Below are 25,619 nucleotides of genomic sequence, written 5' to 3'. Positions count from 1 at the left end.
ATTCTAAAAAACAAACAATCCAAATCTTAGAACAAATCTGGATTGTAACCAAAATAGGGCATAACTTGTTCATTAAAAACAACCCCATATTCTTCTAACTCCTTCAAAATTGGTTGATATACTTCTTCCTTTATCGGAAGCTGTACGCCGGGAGTTGTAATTTTTTTATTCAAAATCAATAATGTCGCCATTGCAACCGGTAATCCAACCGTTTTTGCCATTGCAGTATACGTTTGATCGTCGCCAATACAAACCATTTTTGAGTCTATTTGTTTTTTCTCGCCATTGATTTCAAAACCAAACTTATGATACATTACAATCATATCTTTATCGTTTGGTTCCAGAGTCCAACTGTCCGAAAGTATTTTTTCTAATATTTGAGCCGGAGTCGCATTAGGCAAATTCACTTTTTTGTCATGATTAAATAAATCCAGTTCAAGAAGTTTGTCCCACATAATATCGTCCTGATCTATTTTTAAAATCAATCGCATTTTGATTTCTACAGAATCCGTTGGGTGATATGGCAAGAAAGAATTCACAAACTGACGATAACTCATGTTTTCAGAATCTTCCATGATGTAACTGTCATCTGTCATTCCTAGTTGTACAAACATATTCCATGCTTTAGAGTAACCAACTCTTCGAATAGTTCCTCTATATAAAGTCAGGATATCATCTAAACCGTAAATTGATCTGTATTTAAGAGAATCGCGGTTAGAATAGGCTTCAAATTTGCCATAACCTTCTACTTCAAGAAATTCGGTTCTGCGAAACAAAGTTCCGTATGGAATATATTTATAAGTTCCTTCCTGAATAAACTTTGCAGCACCGCCCTGACCCGCCAAAACAACATTTCTGGGCGCCCAGGTAAATTTGTAATTCCATAAATTATTATCAGATTCCGGAGCGACTAAACCTCCGCAGAATGATTCAAAAAGCAACATTTTGCCGCCTTTTGCTCTTATTTCATCAATAACTTTCATGGCGCTCATATGGTCGATCCCGGGATCAAGACCAATTTCATTCATGAAGATCAAATTATTCTTCTTTGCTTCTTCGTCTAATACCTGCATTGCATCACTTATATAAGATGCAGTTACAAGATGTTTTTTAAATTCTAAACAATCTTTGGCAATTTCAATGTGCAAATGTGCCGGTAACATCGAGATTACAATAGAAGCTTTTTCTATAGCAGCTTTTCTTTCGGGAGCATTAAAAATGTCTAAAGCTATTGGAGTTGCATTTGGGTGGTTCTGTGTCTTTTTTTCGGCTAGAGCCAAAGATAGATCAGCTACTATAAGATGTAGATTTTCACTCTCAGATTTTGATAACAAATATCGTATCAACGATGATGCAGATCTGCCTGCTCCAATAATTAAAATGCTTCTCATGCTTTAAATTTATAACACAAATATATTAAAATGTTATATATGTAACAATTTTAATTTACTAAAAATACATTATTTTTTATTTTACTGCTAAAATGTGGCGGATTTCCTTTTAATGAAAGATTTTTGAAAAGTAAAAAGCTTTTTAATTTCTATTGAAGTATTTTTGTTTGAAAAATTGAAAAGTATAGAAACTATGGAAAGAAGAATTGTTTTGACAGGCGCTTTTATCGGAATGTTAGCTATTGTTTTAGGAGCTTTTGGAGCGCATCTATTAAAAAAATATTTATCTGTCGAAGAACTAAATACTTTTGAAGTTGGAGTTCGCTACCAAATGTATCATGCTTTCTTTTTATTCTTTTTGTCTACCAGAAAAGAACTTGCCGAAAAAACCTTAAAAACAATTTATAACTTGGTTATTGCAGGAGTACTTCTATTTAGCGGTTCGATTTATTTATTGTCTACAAAAAGTATTACTTCGTTCGATTTTAAAATTATCGTATTCGCAACTCCTTTAGGAGGTTTGTTATTAATTATTGCTTGGTCGGTATTATTTCTTACGATTTTAAAGAGAAAATCATAAAATCCCGAATAAAAAATTCTATCTAAAAATTAATCTTTAATTTTGTCTCATAAATAACATATAATCTTGTTTATGTGAATTTATTTTGTTTTTTACTTTAAATAGAAGAAAATGTAACAAATTCATTTATAAGGTTATAAGAAAGTAAATTAAAAGCAATTATTTTTTTGTTTTATTAGTTTTAAAGATCAATTTTTACTTTATTGATATAAATTAAAGTGAAATTGAAATATTTTTAAAGGTTTAATAATAAATTCTATAATTTTGCTTTTTATTAAATATCACACACAACTAAAAATTTATGGACACTAACACACTTTTCTCGCAATCGATTTCGTTAAAAGAACTAGGAATTGAAAATGCAAAAGTTCGCTATCAATTATCTGCGGATGAATTGCACGCGATTACTTTGCAATCAGGCCAAGGTGTTGAAAACTCTACAGGAGCATTGGCAATTAATACAGGCGAATTTACTGGGCGTTCTCCTCAGGATCGTTTTATTGTAAAAGATAGTATTACTGAAGATCAGGTTTGGTGGGGAAATGTTAATATTCCATTTTCATCAGAAGCATTCGAAAAATTATATAATAAGGTAACTCAGTTTTTATCAGACAAAGAGGTTTTTGTACGTGATTCTTATGTTTGTTCAGATGCAAATTACAGATTAAATGTTCGCGTTGTTACAGAAACAGCTTGGTCAAACTTGTTTTGCTATAACATGTTTCTAAGACCTGAAGAGTCTGAACTTGCAAACTTTACTCCGGAATGGACAGTAATTTGTGCTCCAAGTTTTATGGCAGACCCTGCTGTAGACGGAACACGTCAGTCTAATTTTGCTATCTTGGATTTTACTAAAAAAATAGCACTTATTGGAGGAACAGGTTATACTGGAGAAATGAAGAAAGGAATTTTTTCTGCATTGAATTTCATTTTGCCGGTTTTCAAAAATACTTTACCAATGCACTGTAGTGCAAATGTTGGTGAGGCTGGAGATACTGCAATTTTCTTTGGATTATCAGGAACAGGAAAAACAACTTTATCAGCAGATCCGGAACGTAAGTTAATTGGAGACGATGAACACGGTTGGACTGCAGAAAATACTGTTTTCAACTTTGAAGGAGGATGTTATGCAAAAGTTATTAATTTAACAGAAGAAAACGAACCTGACATTTTTAGAGCAATCAAAAAAGGAGCTCTTTTAGAAAATGTGGTTTTCAAAGCAGGAACAAACGAAGTTGATTATGATGATGTTTCAATCACACAAAATACTCGTGTAAGTTACCCAATAACACATATCGATAATATTCAACCGGGATCTATTGGACATAATCCTAAAAATATATTTTTCTTAACGGCAGATTCTTTCGGAATTTTGCCTCCAATCTCAAAATTAACTCCAGGTCAGGCAGCTTATTATTTTATTTCAGGATATACTGCAAAAGTAGCCGGAACAGAAGCTGGAGTAACAGAACCACAACCTAACTTTTCGGCTTGTTTTGGAGCGCCATTTATGCCATTGCACCCAACACGTTATGCAGAAATGCTAACTAAGAAAATGGAAGATGCTGGTGTAAAAGTTTGGTTGATCAACACAGGTTGGACAGGCGGACCTTACGGAACAGGAAGCCGTATGAAGTTGAAATATACTCGTGCTATGATTACTGCAGCCTTAAAAGGAGAATTGGATAATGTAGCATTTAAAAACCATAAAGTATTTGGAATTGCACAACCAGAAAGTTGTCCTAACGTTCCAAATGAAATTCTTGATCCAAGAAATACTTGGGCAGATCCAGAATTGTACGATAAAAAAGCAGTAGAATTGGCTCAAAAATTCAAAGCTAATTTTGCCAAATTTGAAGAATTTGCTAATGCCGAAATTTTGGCTGGCGCACCGATTACAGAATAAGGAAAGTTACTAATTCAAATTAAAAAAAGCTGTTCAGAGATGAACAGCTTTTTTGTTTTATTTCAAGTTTCAAGTTTTTGTTTGAACCTGAAACTTGAAACCTGAAACAAAAATTACTTCTTCGCTTCGTCAATACGTTTCTGAATCAAATCCCACACATAATAGTGAAAAGTCATTCCGTTGCTCATGGCTACAAAAAGACCATTTTTAAAATTTCCACCTAAGTTTACACTAGTTACATCGGCTCCGTCACATTCAATTGTTGATGTTGGAATTTCTGCTAACAAAGGATAATTGTTTGGATTGCCTTTTGCACCTTCTCTAGGATAAACCATAAAAGTATTCGCTTGCTGATTTGATACTAAAATATATCCGGTAGAATCTGTTTTTTTGTAAATCGCTATTCCTTCATTATCAGCTTTAAAACCAGTTTTCCCGAATAAAGCAATTTCTTTATTATCATTTAAAGCAGGATCAGCCTTATATTTTCTAATTCCGAATTGTTCGTCGCAGTATAAAACAGTTCCTAATTCGTTGTCAACTGCAATGGCTTCGATTTCTTTTTTTCCGCTGTAAGCGCCAAATTTACGAATCACTTTTGCAGTAGCGAATTTTCCATTTCCAGATAGTTCGTATTGCCATAAATAAGAACCAGAAGGTCCTGATTTTCTTCCCACTATAGCAAAAATCTTGTGATCGCTTGGGCGTGTGTACAAAGCGATTCCCATTGGGTCACGTAATTCTTCGCCATCAAAAACAGAGATTCCGCCGTTGTCAATGGGTTTTAAATCAGGTAAACTAAAGATTCTTATTTTATTAGATTCACGTTCTGTAGTTACCGCGATATCAACTTTTTTTCCGTCGATTACTAAACCATATGCGATGTCAACATTGTTAGGACGCTTTAAAACTTCTGATTTTGCAACGATTTTTCCCTTTAAATCAAAAGCATACAAACCTCCGTCCGTGTCTTTATCCGTTCCCACAATAATACTTTTAGACGCATCTGTTGGATGAATCCAAATCGAAGGATCATCAGTATCGTGAGGTAAAGCTTCGGTAACTACTGTTGGTTTTACGGCATTTGGAGCGATTGGCGCTAATTTATCGTCTTTACAAGCTATGAATAAAGTGCTCAAAAGTAAAAAAGCTATTATACATTTATTTTTCATTAGGATTTCATTTGAATAAATTAGACAGAACCGTAAAGTTCTGTCTAATTTAAGGAATTTATAAATTGATTATTACAAGTCAAGTTTCAAACCAAAATTATATCTGGCTTGGTAATACTCTGCTTGTTTGGTGTGCGCCTCAACTCCTTGGTAGTAACGTAAAGGCTGGTTAGTTAAGTTGTTAGCTTCGGCAAAAAGACGAAGTTTTGGAGTAATCTTGAAAGAAGCATTTGCGTCTAAGAAAAACTGTTTGTCATAATAACTGTCTTTATAAGATTCTGAACCCAATTCATCTAAATAATCTGAAGTGAAGTTGGTCGAAACTCTGGCAGAAAAACGTTTGTTTTCCCAAGACAATGAACCGTTAAACATGTGTGGAGTTGTTCCTGGAAGACTAATATTATTTCTTTCGTTTCCGTCTTCATCGGCAATTCCTTTTGCTTTAGATTTCGTGTAAGTATAGTTCAAATAAATACCAAATCCTTTAAGGAATTTCCCAGGAAGAAAATCTAACTGACGTTGAAACGCCACTTCAAATCCGTAAACATCAACTTTGTCTCCGTTTCTGGATTGTAAAAAAGACCACTTTTCTCCAACCGGAATAGGGTTTGTCTGATTAGGGAAATCAGCAGCAAATTTTGCAGCGTCATATTGATTGTCGCTATAATTATAGATAAAATCATTTAATCTTTTGTAGAAAACACCTCCCGAAATTAAACCAACAGATTTGAAATAATTCTCGGCCATGAAATCATAGTTGTAAGAGTAAGTGGCGTTAAGATCTGGATTTCCGGCAGTAATTTCTTTATCAGCAGCAATATTATTTACATAAGGAGCTAATGCGTAATAGTTTGGTCTAGCCAATGCAGTTGTTGCAGCAGCTCTTAAAACTAAATCTTTGGTAGCATTATATTGAAGAGAAATACTTGGCAACACGTTTGTGTATGAATTTTTAGTGTTGATTTTACTTTCTAATTCTTCTTCATCCAAAACTCTGTTTCCGGTATAATCAATATGAGTATTCTCTACACGGAAACCTAAAACCATTGAAAGTTTGTCGTTAAAATCCTGATCCCATCTTACATAAGCGGCATAAATATTTTCTTTAGCATTATAATTTACTGCTAAAAATTCTGCCGGATCTGCTGATTTTTTAAATAAAGCAGCGTTATTTAACTCTAAACTTCCAAGAAAACTAGCCGAAGCGAAACTTCCCGGAACATATTTGCTTCCCGGATTAAAGTTTTGACCATCGTAATAACTGTTTGGAATTTGCGATAACAAAGCCATATCAGTATTAATTGGTGTGTAAGCGTAGAAATTGTTATCTCTTTCTTTTTCTTTTAGTCGAAGTCTAAGTCCGGTCCTCAATCTTCCCTTTTCAGAAGGAATAATGGTGAAAGGAAAACGAATATTAATTTTTGCTCCAAATTCGCTTTCACTGGTTTCATCTGTATTTTCGGTAACCGTTTGAAATTTGAATTTATCCAATGATTCTCCGGTGGTTGTAATTAAAGGAAATCTCAAATCAGATAAGTCTTCGGTCATATCCAGACCTTTCTGACGGTATTCGATATAACGTTCCTCAGGGCGATATTCTCTGGCTTTAGCATAATTTGCAGACCAGTCTAAATCTAATTTAGAGTTGATTAAATGTTCTCCACGAATCGAATAATTCTGAACGCGCTGATCTTCTAATCTTCTGTTTTTGTTGCGATCATTGTCAACTCCACCTTTTGTCTGACGTTTTACACGACCTTTAAAGCCTGTAATTTCTTCTCCATTATAAATAGGATTAATATCATCGTAAGTAGTTCTGAAACGGTTTTCTCTATCGTCTCTCCAATTGTAAATAGCATTGGCAAAAATGGTGTTGTTTTCGTTAAATTTATAATCTAACGCCACAGATCCGCTACGACGAATGCGCTGTACGTCGTATTTTCTAATTTCTGAAGCTTGAAGATATTCATTCCCGAACTTATCTTTTACCCATTGGTTTTCGATATTGTCAGACCCATAATTTACATTATTATAAGATCCGCTAAAAACTGCTCCAAGTTTATTGTCCAGAAAGCGATTTCCGTACACCAATCCTGCAGTATAAGTTGCGTGCTCGCGAATTGGCATATAACCGCCTGCAAGTGTTGCAGAGATTCTTTCGCCATTTGGAGTTGCTCTGGTTACTAAATTCACAGAACCTCCAATTGCATCAGCATCCATATCAGGAGTTAGTGTTTTGTTTACTTCGATTGTAGAAATCATATCAGACGGAATTAAATCCATTTGTACGTTTCTGTTATCTCCTTCAGCAGACGGAATTCGGTCACCATTTAAAGTTACTGAGTTCAATGACGGAGCCAAACCTCTAATGATAATATTACGAGCTTCACCCTGATCATTTTGCATTGTGATACCCGGAACACGTTTTAAAGCGTCTCCAACATTGGCATCAGGAAAACGTCCCATTTGATCTGATGAGATTACATTTCCGATATTTTTACTGTTTTTTTGTTGATTCAACGCCTTTGCCTGACCTTTTAAAATGTCTCCAACAACCACTTCGTTCAATTCTGTTCCTGATGTTTTCAGCGAAAAATCAAGAACGTTATTTTTACCTGGTTCTACAGTAATATCTTGACTAATTGCTGTATATCCTATATATTTTACTTGTACTTTATAAGTTCCTGCATTAATGTTAAGTAACTCAAAACGACCATTGTAATCAGATACTGTGTATTTGTTTTCTCCTACAATTTGAATCATCGCTCCCGGCAAAGGAAGTTTATCGTCAATGTCTAGTACTTTTCCTGAGATTATTGCTTTTTGAGCATAACCTGAAAAGGCTAAAAGCATGAATGTTACTATTAAATAAATTTTTTTCATTGTGTTTTAGTTTGATTTCTTGCGAAACTAGAACCTTAATGTTATTAAAGGCGTTAAAAAAAATTAACATAGTGTTATGATTCCCTTTCAACATTAGAAATAGATTAATGTTAAAATAACATTTAATAAAGCTGAAATTTATAGGTGCAACTAAAAACAAATCAACTATTTATCTCAGAATTAATTTTTTGGCGCTAAATTTGCCCTATCAATCACAATCAAAAATCATCAATCATGTTAAAACAATTTTTTATCCTATGTTCCGGGACCGATCGAGACTTACTCGAAGGTTGCTCAGAAGGCGAACAAACCAAATATGTTGGTATTGGCGCCACCGTTTTTTTTACTGCAGTTATGGCTTTCCTTGCCAGTGCTTATGCGCTTTTTACTGTTTTTGACTCTATTTATCCAGCCATAATTTTTGGGTTTGTGTGGAGTTTATTGATTTTTAATTTGGACCGATTCATTGTTTCTACTATCAAAAAGAGAGATCGTTTTATGGATGAATTTCTGCAAGCGACACCTCGAATTATGTTAGCGATTATCATTGCAATTGTAATTTCGAAACCATTAGAGATTAAAATTTTCGAAAAAGAAATCAATACCGTTTTGCTGAAAGAAAAAAACGAAATGGAGTTGGCAAACAAAAAGCAAGTTGGTAATTATTTCAAATCAGATTTAGATAAAAACAAAGCTGAGATTGCGGCTTTAAAAGCTGATATTTTGAAAAAAGAAAAAGAAGTAAATGCCCTTTATTCGACCTATATTACAGAAGCCGAAGGAACGACAGGAACTAAAAAACTAGGAAAAGGACCAGTTTATAAAGAGAAACGCGAAAAACACGATGCAACTTTAAAAGAATTTGAAATCTTAAAAACGACTAATGAAGCCAAAATTGCAGAGAAAGAAAAAGTAGGTAAACAACTCCAGGCGGATTTAGATAAAAAAGTATCGCAAACACAACCAATTATCGAAGGTTTTGATGGTTTAATGGCGCGTATTAATGCCTTAAACAAATTGCCTTGGTTGCCATCATTCTTTATAATGTTGTTGTTTTTGGCTATTGAAACGTCTCCAATTATTGCTAAATTATTAGCTCCAAAAGGCGAATTTGATTTCAAACAAGAAGAAGCCGAAACTGCAATGAAAGCAACTTTGGAGCAAAACAAATACCAACGTGATTTACTAGTCAAAACGAGTGCAGAAATGCACGACAAAGTTTATGCAGATATCGCCGAAGATAAAAGTCTATATGATCTACAACGTAAAAACGCCAAAGAGTTATTAGAACTGCAATCGAATAGTTTTGTAGAAAAACAGAAAGCGACTCTTTAAGTCTTAAAGTTTGAAAGTCGAAAGTCTGAAAGTACATCGCTTTATATAAAAAAGAAAGCCAGAAATAGAAAATTCTATTCTGGCTTTTTTACTTTAAAAACTTTATGACTTTAGGCTTTTAGACTAAATTACATATAGCTTAATATTTCTTTTTTGAACGCATCATATTCACCTTGCATGATTAATCCGTTGTCCAGTAATTTTTTGTAATTCTGTAACTTATCAAAAAGTTCTTCTTTAGATAATTCACTTAATTTACGATCTCCTGTTGAAGGTTGAGTTGGCTGAATTGGTTCAAAAGTTTCCGTATAAGATGGAGTAGTCGCTGGCATAATTTCAGCATAATTTATAACTTCTTCCGTTTCAACTTCTTCAACTTCAAGATCATCTTCTTCCTCAATAAGTTGTGCAGTTTCTACAACCGGAGTTTCAGCAACAACCGGATTTTTAAGTAAATCTAATTGTTCTTTAGCATAAGTATAAATTTTTCTAGCCTGAGTTTTCGGAATATAATCTATCGAAATAGTCAGGTCAGTTGTAGTTCCAAATGAAAATTCAGAACCCAAAATATTTTCTTTTACAAAAGTGCTTGCAATATCATCCCAAGTATAATCTGTAAAATCCATTGAAAGACCTAAATTCTTAGGTTTACAAATAATGATACGTTTGTTGGTTAAGATTATGCTATCTGGAAAAACAGTAATTGCAGGTTTTTTTTGAACCGCGATATAACCAATTTCTTCGTTTTTCATCAATAAATCATTGAGTTTCGAAGTGATTTTTTCAATCGCTTTTGGATCTTGTTCTTCGTTCAGAAATTTTTTAAATTGTTCTTTCATGTTCTATAAGTTGCTAAGTTGCAAATTAATTGAGTGGTTAAGTTTAAATCTTACGCTGCAAATGTAATGCCTAATTTTCTAATTCGATAATTTCATTCTGAATTTTCTTTGTCAAACTTTTGAAAACCAATTCATACGAGTGATCAATCAATTCTTTGATAAAAGCAGTCGATAAACTTCCGCTTAATGAAACCGTATTCCAGTGTACTTTGCTCATGTGAAAGCCAGGTTTTATCTCATCATATTCGGCTCTTAATTCCTGAGCGCGCTCCGGATCGCATTTTAAATTGACCGACGGTTCGTTCTTTTCCCATTTAGACAAGGAAGATAAAGCAAATATTTTTCCGCCAACTTTAAACACTAAAGTATCTTCATCAAATGGGAAATGTTCGCTAACGCCTTTTTTCGAAAGACAGTATTCGTAATACGTTTCTAGATTCATATCAATTTTTATTTACCAATTTCACCTAAATGAGTGTATTTAAATCCCTTTTCATATTTCAAACCATAACCAAAAATCCGATCCATTGCAGCATGTGAAAATAGAATAATGCCTATAAGCTGAACGATTTCAATTTTTAAGTAACAGCCAATTATATAAAGTAAAACTGCAATGCCTTTATGATGAACTAAGTTGTACAAAAAAGCACCAATTTTATTACCAAAAGTATAACCAATCATAGAAAGATCTGGTGCTAAAATCAAAACCAAAAACCACCACCATTGATAGTTTAAGAGACTAAATAAATAGATTCCGAGAACAAATAGTCCTAATTCTTCAAGTTTGAGTATTGTTTTCATAATTTCTTTTCCATCATTTTCTCTGGATGTTCCAAAGGTTTAAAACCAAATTTTTCATATAAAAAATGAGCGTCGGTTGTAGCTAATCTCCAAATTTTAATCTCTTTCAAGATAGGTTCATTCATCATAGTTTCTATCAAAATAGACGAATATCCTTTTCCGCGATGTTCTTCAGTAATAAAAACATCCATTACATATCCAAAAACAACATAATCAGTAATGACACGCGCAAAACCAATTTGTTTGTCGTTTAAATAAATTCCAAAACAAACAGAAGCATTAATTGTAGTTTGCACTTCCTCAATAGTTCTTCCGGCTGCCCAATAAATATCTTTTAAAAAGTTTTGTATAAAAGGAATGTCAAGTTTGGTTTTATCTGTAGAAATGGTAATCATAATATTCAGTTTTTTTGCCACGAATTTCACGAATTTTCACTAATTTTTATATGCCAGCTGAAAAAATAATTCGGGAAAATTAGTGAAATTTGTGGCGAACTTTAAATTTTATATAAAATTGGTTTGCTTGGACTTGCGTCATTTTCAAACGATGCAATTTGTAAATTTAGTATATAATCGCCATCCTGAATTTCGTCAGGAACAAAAATCATTTCGGTAATTGTGGCATTTAATCTCGCATCAGAATTTAGGTTTAAAGTGTTTTTTACATTCCAGAATGCTTTGTGTGCTAATAGTTTTCCTTCATCATGTTCCCTGTCAACACTTGGCAAATCAATCAATAAATGCTGGATTTCGCTTTCGCGGATGAAAATCGCTGCTTCTTCAGACAAATATGGAGGATTCGTGTTTGAATACTTTAGTGACTTTTTAGCTGCCTGATTTGGAAGTGTTCTGATAATTAAAGCCTCAGTTTTTCCACTAAATGCAGTCGAAGTGTTTGTCACATTGAGCGCAGTCGAAATGCTTTCTTTCGTAATCACCAAATCATCATCAATTTTTTCAGGTTCAATTGTAATCAGTTTTGCAAAAAAGAAAAACTGTTTCAAACATTGATTAATGCTGTAAAAATCGTTTGTAATATGACCTAAACATTCCGTATGAGTTCCGTGCCCATGCGGATTGAAGAAAATATTATTGAAATTGGTCGAAGATTTTCCTTCAGAAACTTTCCCAATCCAGTCTCCAAAAACTACAGGTTCAATAACTGGTTTTTCAATATACCAAGCAATCGGATTTTCGTCTGTATTGGTTAACGGAATCGAAATATCAATTGGTTTTGATAAGTCTATTTGATATTTGTTGTCAAGTAATGCTAGCATAATGGAACGCGGATTTTACAGATATTCTAACGCAGATTTTTACGGATTTATCAGCGTTGCTTGCATCCGTTTTATCAGCGTTCAATTTTTATTCTTCCAAATTTAGATAAAATAAATCTGAAGCAATTCCATCGGTTAAAAATTTTCCTTTTGCAGTTGGTTTTAGAATGTTGTTTTCAATTGAAACCAAATCATCATTTAGGAATTTCTGACTTTGTTTTTTGAGATAATTCAAATATTCCAAACCAAATTCAGTTTCAATTCGTTCTAACGAAACGCCCCAAATTGTTCGCAATCCAGTCATAATATATTCATTATAACGATCCGATTTTGAAAGAATTTCGGTTTCGATAGGAAGAATGTTGTCCTGAATTGATTTTAAGTAAAGAGAATTATTGGCAATATTCCAGCCTCTTTTTTCTCCATCGTAACTATGTGCCGAAGGACCGATTCCGATATATTTTTTTCCCAACCAATATGCCGAATTATTTTTAGAGAAATAATTCTCTTTTCCGAAATTCGATAATTCGTAGTGAATAAAACCATTTTTTTGGAGTGTATCGACCAAAATCATAAAATGGTTTGAAGCCACTTCGTCTTGTGGTTCAGCAATTTTTCCGGTATCGATTAATTTTCTTAAAGCTGTTTTTGGTTCAACAGTCAAAGCATAACTGGAAATATGCGGAATACCAAAACTCAATGCCGTTTCAATATTTTTCTTCCACATTTCATCTGTCAATCCCGGGATTCCGTAAATTAAATCAAGCGAAATATTATCAAAATATTTAGTAGCTTCTTGTAAACATTTGATGGCTTCCGCCGAATTATGAGCACGATTCATCATCTTCAAATCCTCTTCATAAAAAGACTGAATCCCAATGCTTAAACGATTAATTGGACTTTTAGATAATTTGAGAATTCGTTCTGCAGATAAATCATCCGGATTTGCTTCGAGTGTAATTTCAGGATTTTCTACAACTTTATAATTTTTATAAACTTCAGAAATTAAGAAGTTTATTTCTTCATTTGACAACACAGAAGGAGTTCCGCCACCAAAATAAATGGTTTCTACAACATCATCTTTAAATTCACTTTTACGCAAGATTATTTCTTTGGCTAAAGCCAAAACCATATCATCTTTCTTTTTCATGGAAGTCGAAAAATGAAAGTCGCAATAGTTACAAGCCTGTTTGCAAAAAGGAATATGAATGTAGATACCGGACATTAGTTTTATAGTTTTTCTTTAAAGACTCCGTCGGTTATTGCTATGTTTTCTTTTGTTATTGGATTAACAGCTATAAATGAAAAAGTTCCTTCTATATAGGACATGTTTACTTTTGTGATTTCAAATTTTCCAGTAGTTATAAATTGTTCCGGACCCATAAAGTAATCATCCGGTCCAATTGTATTTGAATGGTACTTGAAAAAATTTATGGTATAATCTGTATCCATTTCCGAGCTCTTATTAAAAGTGTATTTTCCAATTTTGGCATTTTCTTTAGGAATTACAATGCTTATGCTATATTCATTGTCTCCACTAATTTTTACAATGGAACTCTCTCTAGCAAAAACATTTGTCCAAATATAGGCTGCACCTCTCCAATTTTGATTATTTATCTTCATTGTCGTCCCGTAAGTTTTGCGAGAATTTATAGGATTTTTTTCTGAATAAGAGATGGATATCGTACCGCTTAATTTTTTATTGAATTGATAAATCTGGTCCCAATAGTGTTCATATACTTTACCATTAAATTGTATGCTTAATTTTTTATTGGCCTCATCTATATTTTCAATATGAAATTCAAAATGATCTTTTGAAAAATAAAAAGGAGGAGAAAGAATTTTGTTAGTTGCATAATCCTGAATTGAAGCCCCTAATAAAGTTCCGTCTTTATGAAAGTAGAAAGATGGAGCACTTGCCGCCAAAGATAAATTATGGGTAAATTCTGTTTGATATATTGAAAAAAAATCTCCATCTCTTTGTGCTTCTAAATCTGAAATTACAAGAGGTTTATCATCATAGCTAAAAGTGAATTCAACTGTTGGAGTTTCTGTTTCGGTATCAGATGAACATGAAAAAGTAAAAATAGAAAGCAATAATAATAAAATAAATTTAATTTTTGTCATTTGTTAATTTGTTAGGTTTATTTCTGACAAATATAGTTATTTTCTTACTTTATTTTCATTTTGTTTTACAAATGCATCCCAGCCGGAGTAACTTTTTCCGGCAACGATTTTTCCAGAGTTGAAAAAGTGGCAAACTGCCGCTGCTAAACCATCTGTTGAATCGAGATTTTTAGGCAATTCTTTTAAACCTAAAAGCTGCTGCAGCATTTTAGCAACTTGTTCTTTACTGGCGTTTCCATTTCCGGTAATAGCCATTTTTATCTTTTTTGGTTCGTATTCTGTAATCGGGATATCTCTCGAAAGTCCTGCCGCCATTGCAACGCCTTGTGCGCGACCCAACTTTAACATCGATTGAACGTTTTTACCAAAGAAAGGTGCTTCGATCGCAATTTCGTCTGGATTATGTGTTTCGATTAATTCGATGGTACGCTCAAAAATGATTTTTAGTTTTTGGTAATGATTGTCGTATTTGGACAATTGCAATTCGTTAAGCTGCAAAAACTCCATTTTTTTATTGATGACCTTAATCAATCCAAAACCCATAATCGTCGTTCCGGGGTCAATGCCTAATATGATGCGTTCTTTTGTCAATTTCTTTAATTTAAATAAGAGAATTTATCTTCAACTTCTTTCTTAGAGATATTCGCTTTAATTATTTTGTTTTTATTATCTACAATGAAATACTTTCCATTTTTTAAAACATAAAATTCAGTTCCATTTTTATTTGGTACAAAGGCTAAATCGGTGTAGATTTTTTCATAATCAAAAGGAATTACATTTTTATTATGAATAGTTACAACGCCATATTTGCCATTTTTAGAGAGAATAATTGTGTTGTCATCGTTGTAAAATAAAGTGTCGTAAATAGGTGGAATAACAATTTTTCCTTCTTTAGTTATCAAACCATTCTTATTATTTTTAGTTACAAAATGATAATTCGATCCAGGACCATATTCTACCCAATTTGACATTTTACTATATTCAAAAGGAATAATTGTTCGTCCTAATCTGTCTATTACACCATATTTATTATCTTTTTTTGCAATAAAACGATTTTGATCATAAAAACAAGGCGACAAATCCTGATAGTCAAATTTTAGAATTGGTTTTAGATTTTTATCAATAATTCCAGCTGTGTTGTTCTTGTTTATAATGTAATAGTCTAAATCCTTCCATGTCATTATTGATTCACATTCAATAGGATAAACAATTTTATTGTCAGAGTTTACCAGGCCAAATTTCTTTTTGAGTTCAACTATTGTATTTGCGTTTCCGTTAAAAGCCTGAATTCCATCATAAATAAAAGGAATTATTACTTTTCCCTCACCATCAACTACACCGTATAGGTTTTTTAAATTCCGAATGATATAAACCCTTTTAACTTTATTTCCCAGACGACTAAAATCAAAACTATAATCTTTTATTTTATCATAAATTTTATTTCCATGTTTATCCAATAAAGTGATATAATTTTTATTCTTTCCTTCAAAGATTTCAGATTCATGATAATCTTCTTCAGGATGTCCTAATGTGTCATATTCAGGTTTAAGGATTTCTTTTCCAAATTCATTTATGATTCCATATTTGTGATTTTTAGAAATAATTGCAATTCTGTTTTGATTGAATCCTTCTGCTGAGTCATATTTTCCAAAAGGAATTACTTCTTTTAAATTTTTATCTAAATATCCGGTTTGACCATTTTTTCGAACTAAAATTAATCCATTTTTCCAGAAAGTATCTCCTTCTATTCCTTTTAAAGTAATATCGGTTAAAGCAATTTCATCGTATATAAAATCTGTTTTTTGTTTTCCAAAAGAATCGTAGAAAGCCCATTTTTGATTTTTGCGTAAAATGACCAGACTGTCAAAAGTGGTATTGTCTGCATTTTGATAAATTATCGGAATTATTTCTTTCCCTTTTTTATTAATAAAACCTTGAAGATTTCCCTTTTTTACTAGTGCCAATCCTGTCTTTCGAAAATAACTCTCGTTGTCAAATTGAGTTGGAATTATAATTTTTCCATTTCTGTTAATATATCCGTATTTGTTGTTTTTCTTTACAAAAGCCAGTTCTTCAGAAAAAATACCTAAAGCATCATACTCAAAAGGGATAACTATATTTTCATGAATGTCAATGTAACCATATTTAGTACCTTTTTGTGCATAAATCATTCCTTTCTCATCAATAGGATTTAAGAATTTATATTTTCCTAATGGGATAATAGAATTCCCTTTTTCATCGTTAAATCCCCAGGAATTTTTACCCATAATTCTGATGTACAGTTTTGGCGGGTCATTGTCAACCTTATTGCATGCAAACATCAGCAAAAGTAGAAAGGACAATATGATGCGTTCTTTTGTCAAGTGTTTTTTGTTTGAGGTTTCAAGTTTAGAAAATTGACTCATTTTCTAATTGGCACATTTTCATTGCCACATTTTCAAATTGATTACTTTTGCGGCATGATTTCAATTCCTCACAAAGCTAAACAATTCCTGGTTCTTCTAATCAAACTTTTGATTGTAGGTGGCGCATTTTATTTTATTTATGATCAATTGGCGCACAACGACAAACTCGATTGGCAAAAGTTCATCACATTGTTTCGAAAAAACCAATCGGTTTTAGGGATTGGATTTATATTGCTTTTGAGTGTTTTGAACCGTTATTTTGAGATTTTGAAATGGCAGAATCTGGCCAAAGTCATTCACGAAATTTCTTTGGGAGAAGCTACAAAACAAGTTCTGGCAGCTTTAACGGCGGGAATTTTTACGCCAAATGGAGTAGGAGAGTATGCAGGAAAGGCGTTGTATTATCCAAAATCAGAAGCTAAAAAAGTGGTTTTCCTGAACTTGATTTGCAACGGAATCCAGATGATCCTAACAGTGATTTTTGGTCTTTTCGGATTGATGTATTTCAATGCAAAACATGAAGTAATAACGACGCAAACAGTAGCAATTTTATTCGGGATTTTTGTGTTGCTTTTTGTTGTTTTATTCTCTTTGAAGAAGATAAAAATCAAAGGATATTCGATCGAAAAATTACTGCATAAAATTAATGAGATTCCAAAGCCAATTCATCGTAAAAATATTCTTTTAGGAACTTTACGTTATTTGGTTTTCTCACATCAATATTACTTTTTGTTTTTGGCTTTTGATGTCGACTTGCCTTATTTTACTTTGATTGCTACAATTGCCGTGGTTTATTTTTTGGCTTCATCATTACCAACTTTTCAGTTTTTAGACTTTGCTGTAAAAGGAAGTGTTGCCATTTATTTCTTCGAAAAGTTAGGTGTAAACGAATGGATTGTAGTTTTTATAAGCACTTTAATGTGGTTTCTAAATGTGGTTTTACCAGTGGTTATTGGATCTTATTATGTGCTGAATTTTAAAACGAAAAAGGTAGAATGATTTTCGTTTTATTTCTCATATTGACTATTTATATACTTAGCATCGGAATGCTTATTTATGGTTTTACCAAAGTGAAAAAATATCAGAAAACAGATCTAAAACCTCAAACAAGTTTTACAATTATAGTTCCGTTCCGGAATGAAGCCGAGAATTTACCCAAGCTTTTGCAGAGTTTCTTAGAACTTAATTATCCTAATGATTTGTTCGAAGTTATTTTGGTGGATGATAATTCGGATGAAAAGTTTCGTGTTTCACCTTTTGCATTTCACGTTTCACAAATAGACAATATTCGGGTTTCGAATTCACCGAAAAAAGACGCTATTTCAACAGCAATGCAACACATAAAAACCAATTGGGTAATTACAACTGATGCAGATTGTATTGTACCTGAAAATTGGCTTTTAATGTTTGATAATTACATTCAGAAAAATGATGTTTTGATGCTTGCAGGCGCAGTTACTTATGAATGTGATAATTCTTTTTTACATCATTTTCAGCAATTAGATTTAACGAGTTTACAAGGCGCAACAATAGGCAGTTTTGGGCTTAAGAAAGCTTTTATGTGCAACGGAGCCAATTTTGCATACACTAAATCATTGTTCGAAAAACTAAACGGATTTGATGGAAACAATAAAATTGCCAGCGGAGACGATGTTTTTTTATTACAAAAAGCAGCAGGTTTATTTCCTGATAAAGTTCATTATCTAAAATCAGAAGAGGCAATTGTTATTACAAAACCAACTGAAGACTGGAAATCTTTGTTTTATCAAAGAGTGCGATGGGCGGCAAAAACAAGTTCATATCAAAGTGGTTTTGGAAAGGTTTTAGGTTTAATTGTTTTCTTCGGTAATCTCAGTTTTGTTGTTGGATTTTTATTTTCTGTTTTCGCTATTTTGCCATATCCGTTTTTTGTATTGTTTGCTTTTCTAAAGTTTACAGTTGATTTTGTTTTGCTTTATATCACCAATCAATTTTTGACAAAAAACAGAATTAAGAGTTTACTATTAAGTAGTTTGCTTTATCCCTTTTTCAGTTCGGTTGTGGCTTTATACAGTTTGTTCGGTTTTTATGAATGGAAGGGAAGAAGATTTAAATTGTGACTTTGTATGAAAACAAAAGCCCTAGCCCTGATGGGAGGGAAAATCCTTTTGTGCCGGGGTTCGGCATAAAAGATTGGAAGGAACAGCAGGAAATAGCTCCTTATTCTTCAACTAAAATTAGAATGGCAATAAGAATGAATAATTAAATGAACTTATATCGCTTAAATGGTAAAAGGTAAATATTATTCTTTGCCTTTAGCTTTAAGAATAACGGGTAAAATAAACTGAGTTTTTACCGGAAGTCCGCGTTTAAGAGCAGGATTTATTTTTGGAAAATCGACCAAGCGAGCATGTAAAATACTATCGATTTTGATAGTGTCATAAGCAACAGAATCTTTAGGAAACTGCGGTTCGAATTTCATGGTTGCATTTGGGAAAACGGTTACTTTTACTTCTATTGTATCGAGTTCCGGATACATTATCGAAAGCGTATCAATGTCTAATTTCTCTTGGATAAGTTGCGCCATTACTTGAAAAAAACATTGCTGACGCTGTTTTTTGTCGGCGATTTTTTCGCAATTGGCAACTGATGGATATTCATCGACTTCTTTCCAGTTAATTGTTTTTAGTTCTTTTTGAAGTAATTCTTTTTCAGATGGAACCTGCTTGTCAATATATTGACAAGAATGGAGGGCTAAAAAAGCTAAAAAAAGGAAAAACTGCTTCAAGATTATGAATTTGAATGAATAAACTAAATTATTGGTATAAAAATACGATTATTTTTTTTGAGAAGCTTTGAATTGTAAATATTCTTCATAGCTTTCTGAGAGCCATTGCTCTTTATTTTTTGCTGCAACTTCCTTTTGTTCAGGATATAATTTAGCAAGCCGATCAGAAAAAGTAGCGATTTGAACCGTGTAGTTATAAAACTCAGTTTTTGTTAAAATAATATCTGCATCATTTTTGCGCTTAAAGTATTCAAAGAAAAGTGCATCGAATTCTTTCATAGAGAAGTTTAATACTTTTTTCTTATTACTTTTATAAATGCTGTCTTGCAATAATTGATCGTCAATCGAAAGTTTTTTAGACTGTGCATACATTGAATTACTGATCGGGATGATCAGAAATAAAAACAATATAAGTTTTAAAAGTCTACGCATTTATTAGCTTTACTAAATGATTTGTAGGGACAAAGTTACAAAAAATATTATGGATTTACTATTGCTATTGCTTGGTTTTATATGTATGATTGTTGGTGTTTTTGGGAGTTTTCTTCCTGTTTTACCTGGTTTATCCAGTTGTTGGGTAGGTTTGCTGTTATTGTATTTAACAAAAGCGGTCGAGAATAATTATTGGGTTCTGGGTATTACACTTTTGCTGACCATAATTATTACTGTTCTGGATTATGTAATTCCAGCCAAAGGAACCAAAAAGTTTGGAGGAAGTTCCTACGGAATTTGGGGAACTAATATTGGTTTAATAGTTGGTATTCTGGCACCTATACCTTTTGGAGTTATCATTGGTCCTTTTGTAGGAGCCTTGGTCGGAGAATTAATTTATGATTCTAAAAATCATAAGCGTGCATTAAAAGCTGCCACAGGTTCATTACTGGGTTTTTTGGCTTCGAGTTTTATCAATTTCATGTTCTGTATCATTTTTTTGGGTATTTTTCTGAGTATAACATGGAAATATCGAACATTATTGTTTTAATTGTATAACATACATTTAAGCTTTTTCTTATCTTTTTTAAATTTTAAGAAAACTATTTAATTTTTCAAAAAAAACTTTTTTGTTTGTTTTGATAACTAAGGGGTTATGTTTACTGGCGATTCGAGATTTTGGTTTTAGATAACTGTTAATTTTGATGTTATTATTTTAACTTCTTTTTTGGAAATGTTAAAATATTTTATATTTTTATCCTGATAAACGATAAAAAGCCTCACTTTATCGATTATTTTGAACAAATTTAAATAGTAAATTTATGACTCCAAACCTACAAATTGAACTTAGACGTTTCATTTCGTCTAATGTTGTCTCAAAATTGAATAAATTTTATTTTGAAAACGATGCACTTTTAATTAAGGGAATTGATGTTTCAATAGGAACAGTTTTAATGGGATTGTATAATAGGGCCGGGGAGTCGGGTTTTTACAAAGAGATTATTTCATTAATAAAAGACGATTCGACATTTTATCAGGAAGTTGATTTTGCTGCAGGACGAATTTTATCAGTCGACGACTGCTACCGATTAGAAGGAAATGCTTTACTAAAAGAAATTTTTACAGTAAAAAAAGGCAGAATTTCCGAAATGATTTCTAATGAAGTCGGAATCAAAAGCGAAACGGCAAGAGAAATCCTTAACTTCTCAGCACTACTGGTCGTTTCTTATCTAAAGAACAATATCCAATTATTAGACAGTTTAAAATTATTGCTTGAAGAGCAAAAAAGAGAGATTTTAAACAGTATCCATCCTGGAATCAAAATCATCTTAGGTTTCTCTTGTTTTGAAACTATTGAAGATAAAAACCAATCCATCGGAAGATCAATTTTTACATTATTCGGACATAACTTTTTTTAGTTTATAAAAAAAATCCCATCTTACGAAAAGTAAAACAGGATTTATATTTAAGTCCAGATTTGAAGCGTTTTAAACGTTTTTCAAATTGATGATTTCTTGCTCGGTCAAAAAGCGCCAGTTTCCTCTAGGCAGATTCTTCTTGGTTAAACCAGCAAATGATACACGGTCTATACGTAAAACATCGTATTCAAAGCTTTCGAAAATTGCACGAACCACTTTTACATTCGATGAACGTAATTTAAGACCTACCTCGCTTTTTGCTTCTTTTTCAATATAACTTATTTCTTCAACAAACACGCGGTGTCCGTCAAGAACCAAACCTTTACTAATTTTTTCTAAATCCTCAAATTTCAAGTTTTTATCTAATGAAACCTGATAGATTTTAGATGATTTCTGACTTGGTAAAGTAAATTTACGAATCATATCTGTATCGTTAGTAAACAACAACAAACCAGTAGTGTTTTTGTCCATTCTTCCAATCGGAGCAATTTTTGCCGTTGTAGAACCACGAACAAGTTCCAGAACGTTACGGTATTCCTGACCTTCGTCAAGAGCAGTTGTAAAGTTTTTAGGTTTGTTCAACAAGATGTATTCTTTCTTTTCAGGAGTCAAAACAACACCGTCAAAGTTTACAACATCATTCAATTTTACTAAATAACCCATTTCAGTTACGGGAACGCCATTTACTTTTACGTTTCCAGACTGAATGTATATATCGGCATCACGACGCGAACAAACACCAGAATTAGAGATGTATTTGTTCAAACGAATTTCGTCTGCAGCTTTTTGTCTTTTTGGAGCCTGGTTCTGTTTTTTAATTTTTTCCACCTTTTCTTCTTCGGCAGCTTTAACAGCAGGTTTCACTTTTTTTGGCCCTTGAGCGCGCTTCGCCATAGGAGGTTTTGGCTTGTTAGAGTTTGGCCTAGAGCTATTTGGTCTAGATCCGCCTCTTTTATTATTGCCTTCCTTATTGTTCATAAATTCTGTAATTTGTGCAAAGATAGTTTATTCTTGCTAAATAATCCTAAGTTCATTGTTCTTAGATTAATAGCTATTAATTTTTGAAGTTATAGAAGCATCATAATTGGCTTTTTTTCAGGCATAATTTCCCACTTTTCGTTTCAATCTTTTATTTTTGGCAGCAAAAATAAAAGGATTTTCACTTCAAACGAAGTTCACTGAACTCCTATGAAAATAAATGTTAAGTGAAGTAATCGGGGCTAGTTTCAAACAATTGGCTTCTTTTAAACATTTAAAAAAAATATCACAGAGATTTACAAAGTTGAAGAGTTACACAAAGTAAAATAAAGATCTGTGCAAATCTGCCTAAATCCGCGTCATCTGCGTGCAATCTTTAAAATTATTTCAAAAGCAAATTCTTCCCGTGCCACAAAACACTCGGATTAATCAGGACGATGCAAAAAACACCCGAAACAATAAGGAATTTAAGAACATTATGCAGTAATAAAAATTGTTCTTTAGAATTTGATCTCCATAAATAAAGCAGGAAAAACAAGAGAACAGCAAAACAAACATAAAAGTAAATATCCATATAACCTACATCATAAATATTGATCAGAATATAAACCGGAATCACCGTTAAGAATGTCAGAACCGTAATAATTTGTTTAGAAACCGTTTCGTTATAAAGTATCGGAATTGTTTTGTAATCATTCGCCAAATCACCTTTTAAGTTTTCTAAATCCTTTATCATTTCCCGGATTAGTAATAATAAAAACAAGAAAACAGCATGTGCCGAAATCACGGCAAAATGACTCATATGATCTTCGATTTCTTCAAACGAAATCTTATTATAGAAGTATAGTAAAATAGCAAAAAAAGGAATTACAGCCAGCAATGCAGATGTTAGATTGCCAACAATTGCGTATTTTTTTATTTTATGAGAGTAAAACCAAATCAGAAAAATATATACTGAAAAAAACAGAAAAGCGCGCCACGAAACAATCAGCGCCATTAAAGCCGCAATAAAATTAAGCGTAAAATAAACGGATAATTTTGTTTTCTGACTCACTAATCGGTCTAGCATTGATTTGTTTGGACGATTAATCAAATCCTTCTGACTATCATAAAAATTATTAATAATATATCCCGAAGCAATCGTAATTGCCGATGCAAAGACAATCAGAAATAAGTTGAAATCAAGTAGAATATCGAGAGCTCTTTTTTCGGGAGCTAATATAAAAATTGCGGATAAATATTGTGCTAAAACAATAATCGGAATGTTATAACCTCTTACCACAGAGAACAAACTGACAATTTTCATCACTAAAAGTTTGTGCTGTCTGCTTAACATTTTTTAATTTCAGTTTTTGAGATTGAGGCGTAATTTAAGATTTTTTGTTGAGGGAACAGCAAAATCAAAGTTTATTTTTTAGTAATTCCTTAGAACCAAAACCTAATTTTCGGATACAGGCCAAAGCTTGCTTTTGAGTCATATTGACTTCTGTGATGTCTTCTTTCTTTACAAAAACAACAGAACCGCTCCACGGATTTGGAGCGTCCGGTATAAACACGGTAAAATTATTTTCGTCGATTTCTTCTATTAAAAAAGCAAATTGCAAACCAGCATCCGTCGGTACCAAAATAACTTTTAAATCCTGATTAGATTCAAAACCCATTATGCTTTCGTTCATGCTTTTCATAAAAGAATAACCGGGAACGAAGCTTAAAATTCCGTCTTCTAACCTTCTAATTAATTTCTGAGCGTATTCGGTTTTAGAGATTAAGCCAGCCGTAAAACAAATAAAAGCAATGATAAATATGGCAACAACTTCTTCGATTGCTAATCCCAAAATTTTCACTTTTGGAAAGTGATTGATAATAGGATTAGTGATTTTTTGAATAATATTAAAGCCTTTTTCTAAAAGAACCAAGAGTAAAATTAATGGCGCTAAAAATAGAATTCCTCCTAAAAAAGTCGCTTTGATAATCTTTAAAATACTCTTCATATTCAATAGCTTTTTTAGGGTTAAGGTTCTAGGAAAATGTACTCAAATAACTAGCTTTTAGGAAGATTTAAATTTAAAACTGATAAACTACTTCTAGTTTGTAGTCTTTCAAAGATGCTTTGGCACGTTCTAGATCTTCGGTAAAACCAAGAATATAACCACCTCCGCCAGAACCGCAAAGTTTTAGGTAATAATCGTTTGTGTCAATTCCGTTTTGCCAGATTCCATGAAATTGCTCCGGAATCATAGGTTTGAAATTGTTTAAAACAACTTTAGAAAGCTTTTTAGTGTTTGTAAACAAAGACTTCATGTCGCCATGTAAAAAGTTCTCTACACAAGCGTCAGTATATTTTACAAATTGGTTTTTAAGCATGGTGCGGAAACCTTTGTCTTTTAGGTTTTCCATAAAAATATTTACCATTGGAGCCGTTTCTCCAACAATTCCAGAATCTAATAAAAATACAGCACCTTTTCCGTCAAAACTTTGAGTCGGAATGCCGGTTGCTTCAATATTATCTTTAGAATTGATTAAAATCGGAATACTCAAGTAACTGTTTAAAGGATCTAAACCAGAACTTTTTCCGTGGAAAAAACTCTCCATTTGAGCAAATATATTTTTTAATTGTAACAGTTTTTCACGAGTTAAATTCTCTAAAACTGTAATTTTATGTGTAGCATATTTGTCATAAATAGCAGCAACAAGAGCGCCACTACTACCAACTCCGTATCCTTGCGGAATACTTGAGTCAAAATGCATTCCGGTTTCAACATCGTTTTTTAAAGTAGCCAAATCAAAAGTAACCAATTCAGGTTGTTCTGTTTGTAGCGTTTCAAGGTAAGATGCAAAACGTTTTAAACTTGCATTTGATGCGATTGCTTCCGCCGAAGGATCTTCGATTTTCTTCAAAGCACCATTATAAAAATTATAAGGAATAGAAAGTCCTTTAGAGTCTCGGATGATTCCGTATTCTCCAAAGAGTAATATTTTTGAGTAAAATAATGGTCCTTTCATGTTTATTTTATGTCTTTCTTAATTTTATTTGGGTCTTGTAATACGGTAAATGATAAATATATGTGGTTTGTTTGAAAAATACTATCTGTATTTTTTCATTAAATCTTCATAGCTCACAAATTCACCTCGTTCAATTTGTCTTTCGCTTTCTTTAATTTCTTCTTTTTGCTCATCACTCAAATCATCCCACCAATCTTTTTTCTTTTTCGAAAAAATTTTCTTGATAGAATTTATGATGGTAGGATCTTTAGTCTCTACTAGCTTTTTTATCAAATCGAGTTTTTCCAATTGAATGTCCATAACCTA

General features: G+C 32.5%; 26 protein-coding genes. 7 read left to right on the top strand and 19 right to left on the bottom strand.

Annotation, left to right across the window (positions count from 1 at the left end; translation table 11 throughout):
* Window positions 1-26: 26 nt before the first annotated feature.
* Window positions 27-1,391, bottom strand: coding sequence for a saccharopine dehydrogenase family protein (locus tag CHB81_RS00530; RefSeq protein ID WP_089349941.1), 1,365 nt, complete (start codon window positions 1,389-1,391; stop codon window positions 27-29).
* 193 nt (window positions 1,392-1,584) lie between these two features.
* Between CHB81_RS00530 and CHB81_RS00525 the strand changes: the two genes are divergently transcribed.
* Entirely contained in the window at window positions 1,585-1,971 is a 387-nt protein-coding gene (locus tag CHB81_RS00525) for a DUF423 domain-containing protein (protein WP_089349940.1), read from the top strand.
* Window positions 1,972-2,272: 301 nt separating this feature from the next.
* Window positions 2,273-3,877, top strand: a complete 1,605-nt coding sequence (pckA, locus tag CHB81_RS00520) for a phosphoenolpyruvate carboxykinase (ATP) (RefSeq protein WP_089349939.1) — start codon at window positions 2,273-2,275, stop codon at window positions 3,875-3,877.
* A gap of 113 nt (window positions 3,878-3,990) precedes the next feature.
* On the opposite strand, the gene CHB81_RS00515 is transcribed toward pckA, so the two are convergent.
* Window positions 3,991-5,049: a phytase gene (locus tag CHB81_RS00515; protein ID WP_089349938.1), complete on the bottom strand. Its 1,059-nt coding sequence runs from the start codon at window positions 5,047-5,049 to the stop codon at window positions 3,991-3,993.
* A 72-nt stretch (window positions 5,050-5,121) separates the two neighbouring features.
* A complete protein-coding gene (locus CHB81_RS00510) occupies window positions 5,122-7,932 on the bottom strand; it encodes a TonB-dependent receptor (RefSeq protein WP_089349937.1) in 2,811 nt (936 codons plus the stop codon).
* A gap of 234 nt (window positions 7,933-8,166) precedes the next feature.
* On the opposite strand from CHB81_RS00510, the gene CHB81_RS00505 reads away from it, so the two are divergent.
* A complete protein-coding gene (locus CHB81_RS00505; protein ID WP_089349936.1) occupies window positions 8,167-9,267 on the top strand; it encodes a DUF4407 domain-containing protein in 1,101 nt (366 codons plus the stop codon).
* Window positions 9,268-9,395: 128 nt separating this feature from the next.
* Here CHB81_RS00505 and CHB81_RS00500 read toward each other — a convergent pair whose 3' ends face one another.
* The 9 genes from CHB81_RS00500 to CHB81_RS00460 form a co-directional block, all read right to left on the bottom strand.
* On the bottom strand, window positions 9,396-10,106 hold the full coding sequence (locus tag CHB81_RS00500; RefSeq protein ID WP_089349935.1) for a PH domain-containing protein: 711 nt from the start codon (window positions 10,104-10,106) through the stop codon (window positions 9,396-9,398).
* A gap of 70 nt (window positions 10,107-10,176) precedes the next feature.
* Complete coding sequence (locus tag CHB81_RS00495) at window positions 10,177-10,548, bottom strand: MmcQ/YjbR family DNA-binding protein (protein ID WP_089349934.1); 372 nt, start codon at window positions 10,546-10,548, stop codon at window positions 10,177-10,179.
* A gap of 8 nt (window positions 10,549-10,556) precedes the next feature.
* Entirely contained in the window at window positions 10,557-10,907 is a 351-nt protein-coding gene (locus CHB81_RS00490) for a DUF4260 domain-containing protein (RefSeq protein ID WP_089349933.1), read from the bottom strand.
* Window positions 10,904-11,302 carry a GNAT family N-acetyltransferase gene (locus CHB81_RS00485; RefSeq protein WP_089350261.1) on the bottom strand — a complete coding sequence of 133 codons (399 nt, stop codon included), beginning with the start codon at window positions 11,300-11,302 and terminating at the stop codon, window positions 10,904-10,906. The genes CHB81_RS00490 and CHB81_RS00485 overlap by 4 nt, the downstream gene beginning before the upstream one ends.
* Window positions 11,303-11,403: 101 nt before the next feature.
* Window positions 11,404-12,183: a cyclase family protein gene (locus tag CHB81_RS00480; protein ID WP_089349932.1), complete on the bottom strand. Its 780-nt coding sequence runs from the start codon at window positions 12,181-12,183 to the stop codon at window positions 11,404-11,406.
* 88 nt (window positions 12,184-12,271) lie between these two features.
* On the bottom strand, window positions 12,272-13,408 hold the full coding sequence (hemW, locus tag CHB81_RS00475) for a radical SAM family heme chaperone HemW (protein ID WP_089349931.1): 1,137 nt from the start codon (window positions 13,406-13,408) through the stop codon (window positions 12,272-12,274).
* Window positions 13,409-13,413: 5 nt separating this feature from the next.
* A complete protein-coding gene (locus CHB81_RS00470; protein WP_089349930.1) occupies window positions 13,414-14,310 on the bottom strand; it encodes a DUF6252 family protein in 897 nt (298 codons plus the stop codon).
* A gap of 36 nt (window positions 14,311-14,346) precedes the next feature.
* Window positions 14,347-14,901, bottom strand: coding sequence for a crossover junction endodeoxyribonuclease RuvC (gene ruvC, locus CHB81_RS00465; protein WP_089349929.1), 555 nt, complete (start codon window positions 14,899-14,901; stop codon window positions 14,347-14,349).
* A 5-nt stretch (window positions 14,902-14,906) separates the two neighbouring features.
* A complete protein-coding gene (locus CHB81_RS00460) occupies window positions 14,907-16,715 on the bottom strand; it encodes a WG repeat-containing protein (protein WP_089349928.1) in 1,809 nt (602 codons plus the stop codon).
* Between the two features lie 54 nt (window positions 16,716-16,769).
* Between CHB81_RS00460 and CHB81_RS00455 the strand changes: the two genes are divergently transcribed.
* Window positions 16,770-17,714 (top strand): lysylphosphatidylglycerol synthase domain-containing protein, encoded by a 945-nt coding sequence (locus tag CHB81_RS00455; protein WP_089349927.1) that lies wholly within the window; start codon window positions 16,770-16,772, stop codon window positions 17,712-17,714.
* On the top strand, window positions 17,711-18,814 hold the full coding sequence (locus CHB81_RS00450; protein WP_089349926.1) for a glycosyltransferase: 1,104 nt from the start codon (window positions 17,711-17,713) through the stop codon (window positions 18,812-18,814). The genes CHB81_RS00455 and CHB81_RS00450 overlap by 4 nt, the downstream gene beginning before the upstream one ends.
* 182 nt (window positions 18,815-18,996) lie before the next feature.
* Here CHB81_RS00450 and CHB81_RS00445 read toward each other — a convergent pair whose 3' ends face one another.
* Entirely contained in the window at window positions 18,997-19,482 is a 486-nt protein-coding gene (locus CHB81_RS00445; RefSeq protein WP_089349925.1) for a hypothetical protein, read from the bottom strand.
* 48 nt (window positions 19,483-19,530) lie between these two features.
* Window positions 19,531-19,761: a hypothetical protein gene (locus tag CHB81_RS00440; RefSeq protein ID WP_132022530.1), complete on the bottom strand. Its 231-nt coding sequence runs from the start codon at window positions 19,759-19,761 to the stop codon at window positions 19,531-19,533.
* A gap of 202 nt (window positions 19,762-19,963) precedes the next feature.
* Between CHB81_RS00440 and CHB81_RS00435 the strand changes: the two genes are divergently transcribed.
* Both CHB81_RS00435 and CHB81_RS00430 read left to right on the top strand, forming a co-directional pair.
* Complete coding sequence (locus tag CHB81_RS00435; protein WP_089349923.1) at window positions 19,964-20,464, top strand: DUF456 domain-containing protein; 501 nt, start codon at window positions 19,964-19,966, stop codon at window positions 20,462-20,464.
* Between the two features lie 271 nt (window positions 20,465-20,735).
* Entirely contained in the window at window positions 20,736-21,332 is a 597-nt protein-coding gene (locus CHB81_RS00430; protein ID WP_089349922.1) for a DUF937 domain-containing protein, read from the top strand.
* Between the two features lie 69 nt (window positions 21,333-21,401).
* Here CHB81_RS00430 and CHB81_RS00425 read toward each other — a convergent pair whose 3' ends face one another.
* The 5 genes from CHB81_RS00425 to CHB81_RS00405 form a co-directional block, all read right to left on the bottom strand.
* The gene (locus CHB81_RS00425; RefSeq protein ID WP_089349921.1) at window positions 21,402-22,310 is read right to left on the bottom strand and encodes a pseudouridine synthase; all 909 of its coding nucleotides are present in this window, start codon (window positions 22,308-22,310) and stop codon (window positions 21,402-21,404) included.
* Between the two features lie 382 nt (window positions 22,311-22,692).
* Window positions 22,693-23,646, bottom strand: a complete 954-nt coding sequence (locus tag CHB81_RS00420; protein ID WP_089349920.1) for a geranylgeranylglycerol-phosphate geranylgeranyltransferase — start codon at window positions 23,644-23,646, stop codon at window positions 22,693-22,695.
* A 64-nt stretch (window positions 23,647-23,710) separates the two neighbouring features.
* On the bottom strand, window positions 23,711-24,301 hold the full coding sequence (locus CHB81_RS00415; protein ID WP_089349919.1) for a hypothetical protein: 591 nt from the start codon (window positions 24,299-24,301) through the stop codon (window positions 23,711-23,713).
* A gap of 73 nt (window positions 24,302-24,374) precedes the next feature.
* The gene (locus tag CHB81_RS00410) at window positions 24,375-25,313 is read right to left on the bottom strand and encodes a mevalonate kinase (protein ID WP_089349918.1); all 939 of its coding nucleotides are present in this window, start codon (window positions 25,311-25,313) and stop codon (window positions 24,375-24,377) included.
* Between the two features lie 81 nt (window positions 25,314-25,394).
* Window positions 25,395-25,613 (bottom strand): hypothetical protein, encoded by a 219-nt coding sequence (locus CHB81_RS00405; protein WP_089349917.1) that lies wholly within the window; start codon window positions 25,611-25,613, stop codon window positions 25,395-25,397.
* Between the last annotated feature and the right edge of the window lie 6 nt (window positions 25,614-25,619).

This window comes from Flavobacterium sp. ov086 (genome assembly GCF_900187965.1).
Lineage (GTDB): Bacteria > Bacteroidota > Bacteroidia > Flavobacteriales > Flavobacteriaceae > Flavobacterium.
The sequence above is the reverse complement of the archived record's forward strand: the minus strand, read 5'-3'. Positions and strand labels throughout refer to the sequence as shown.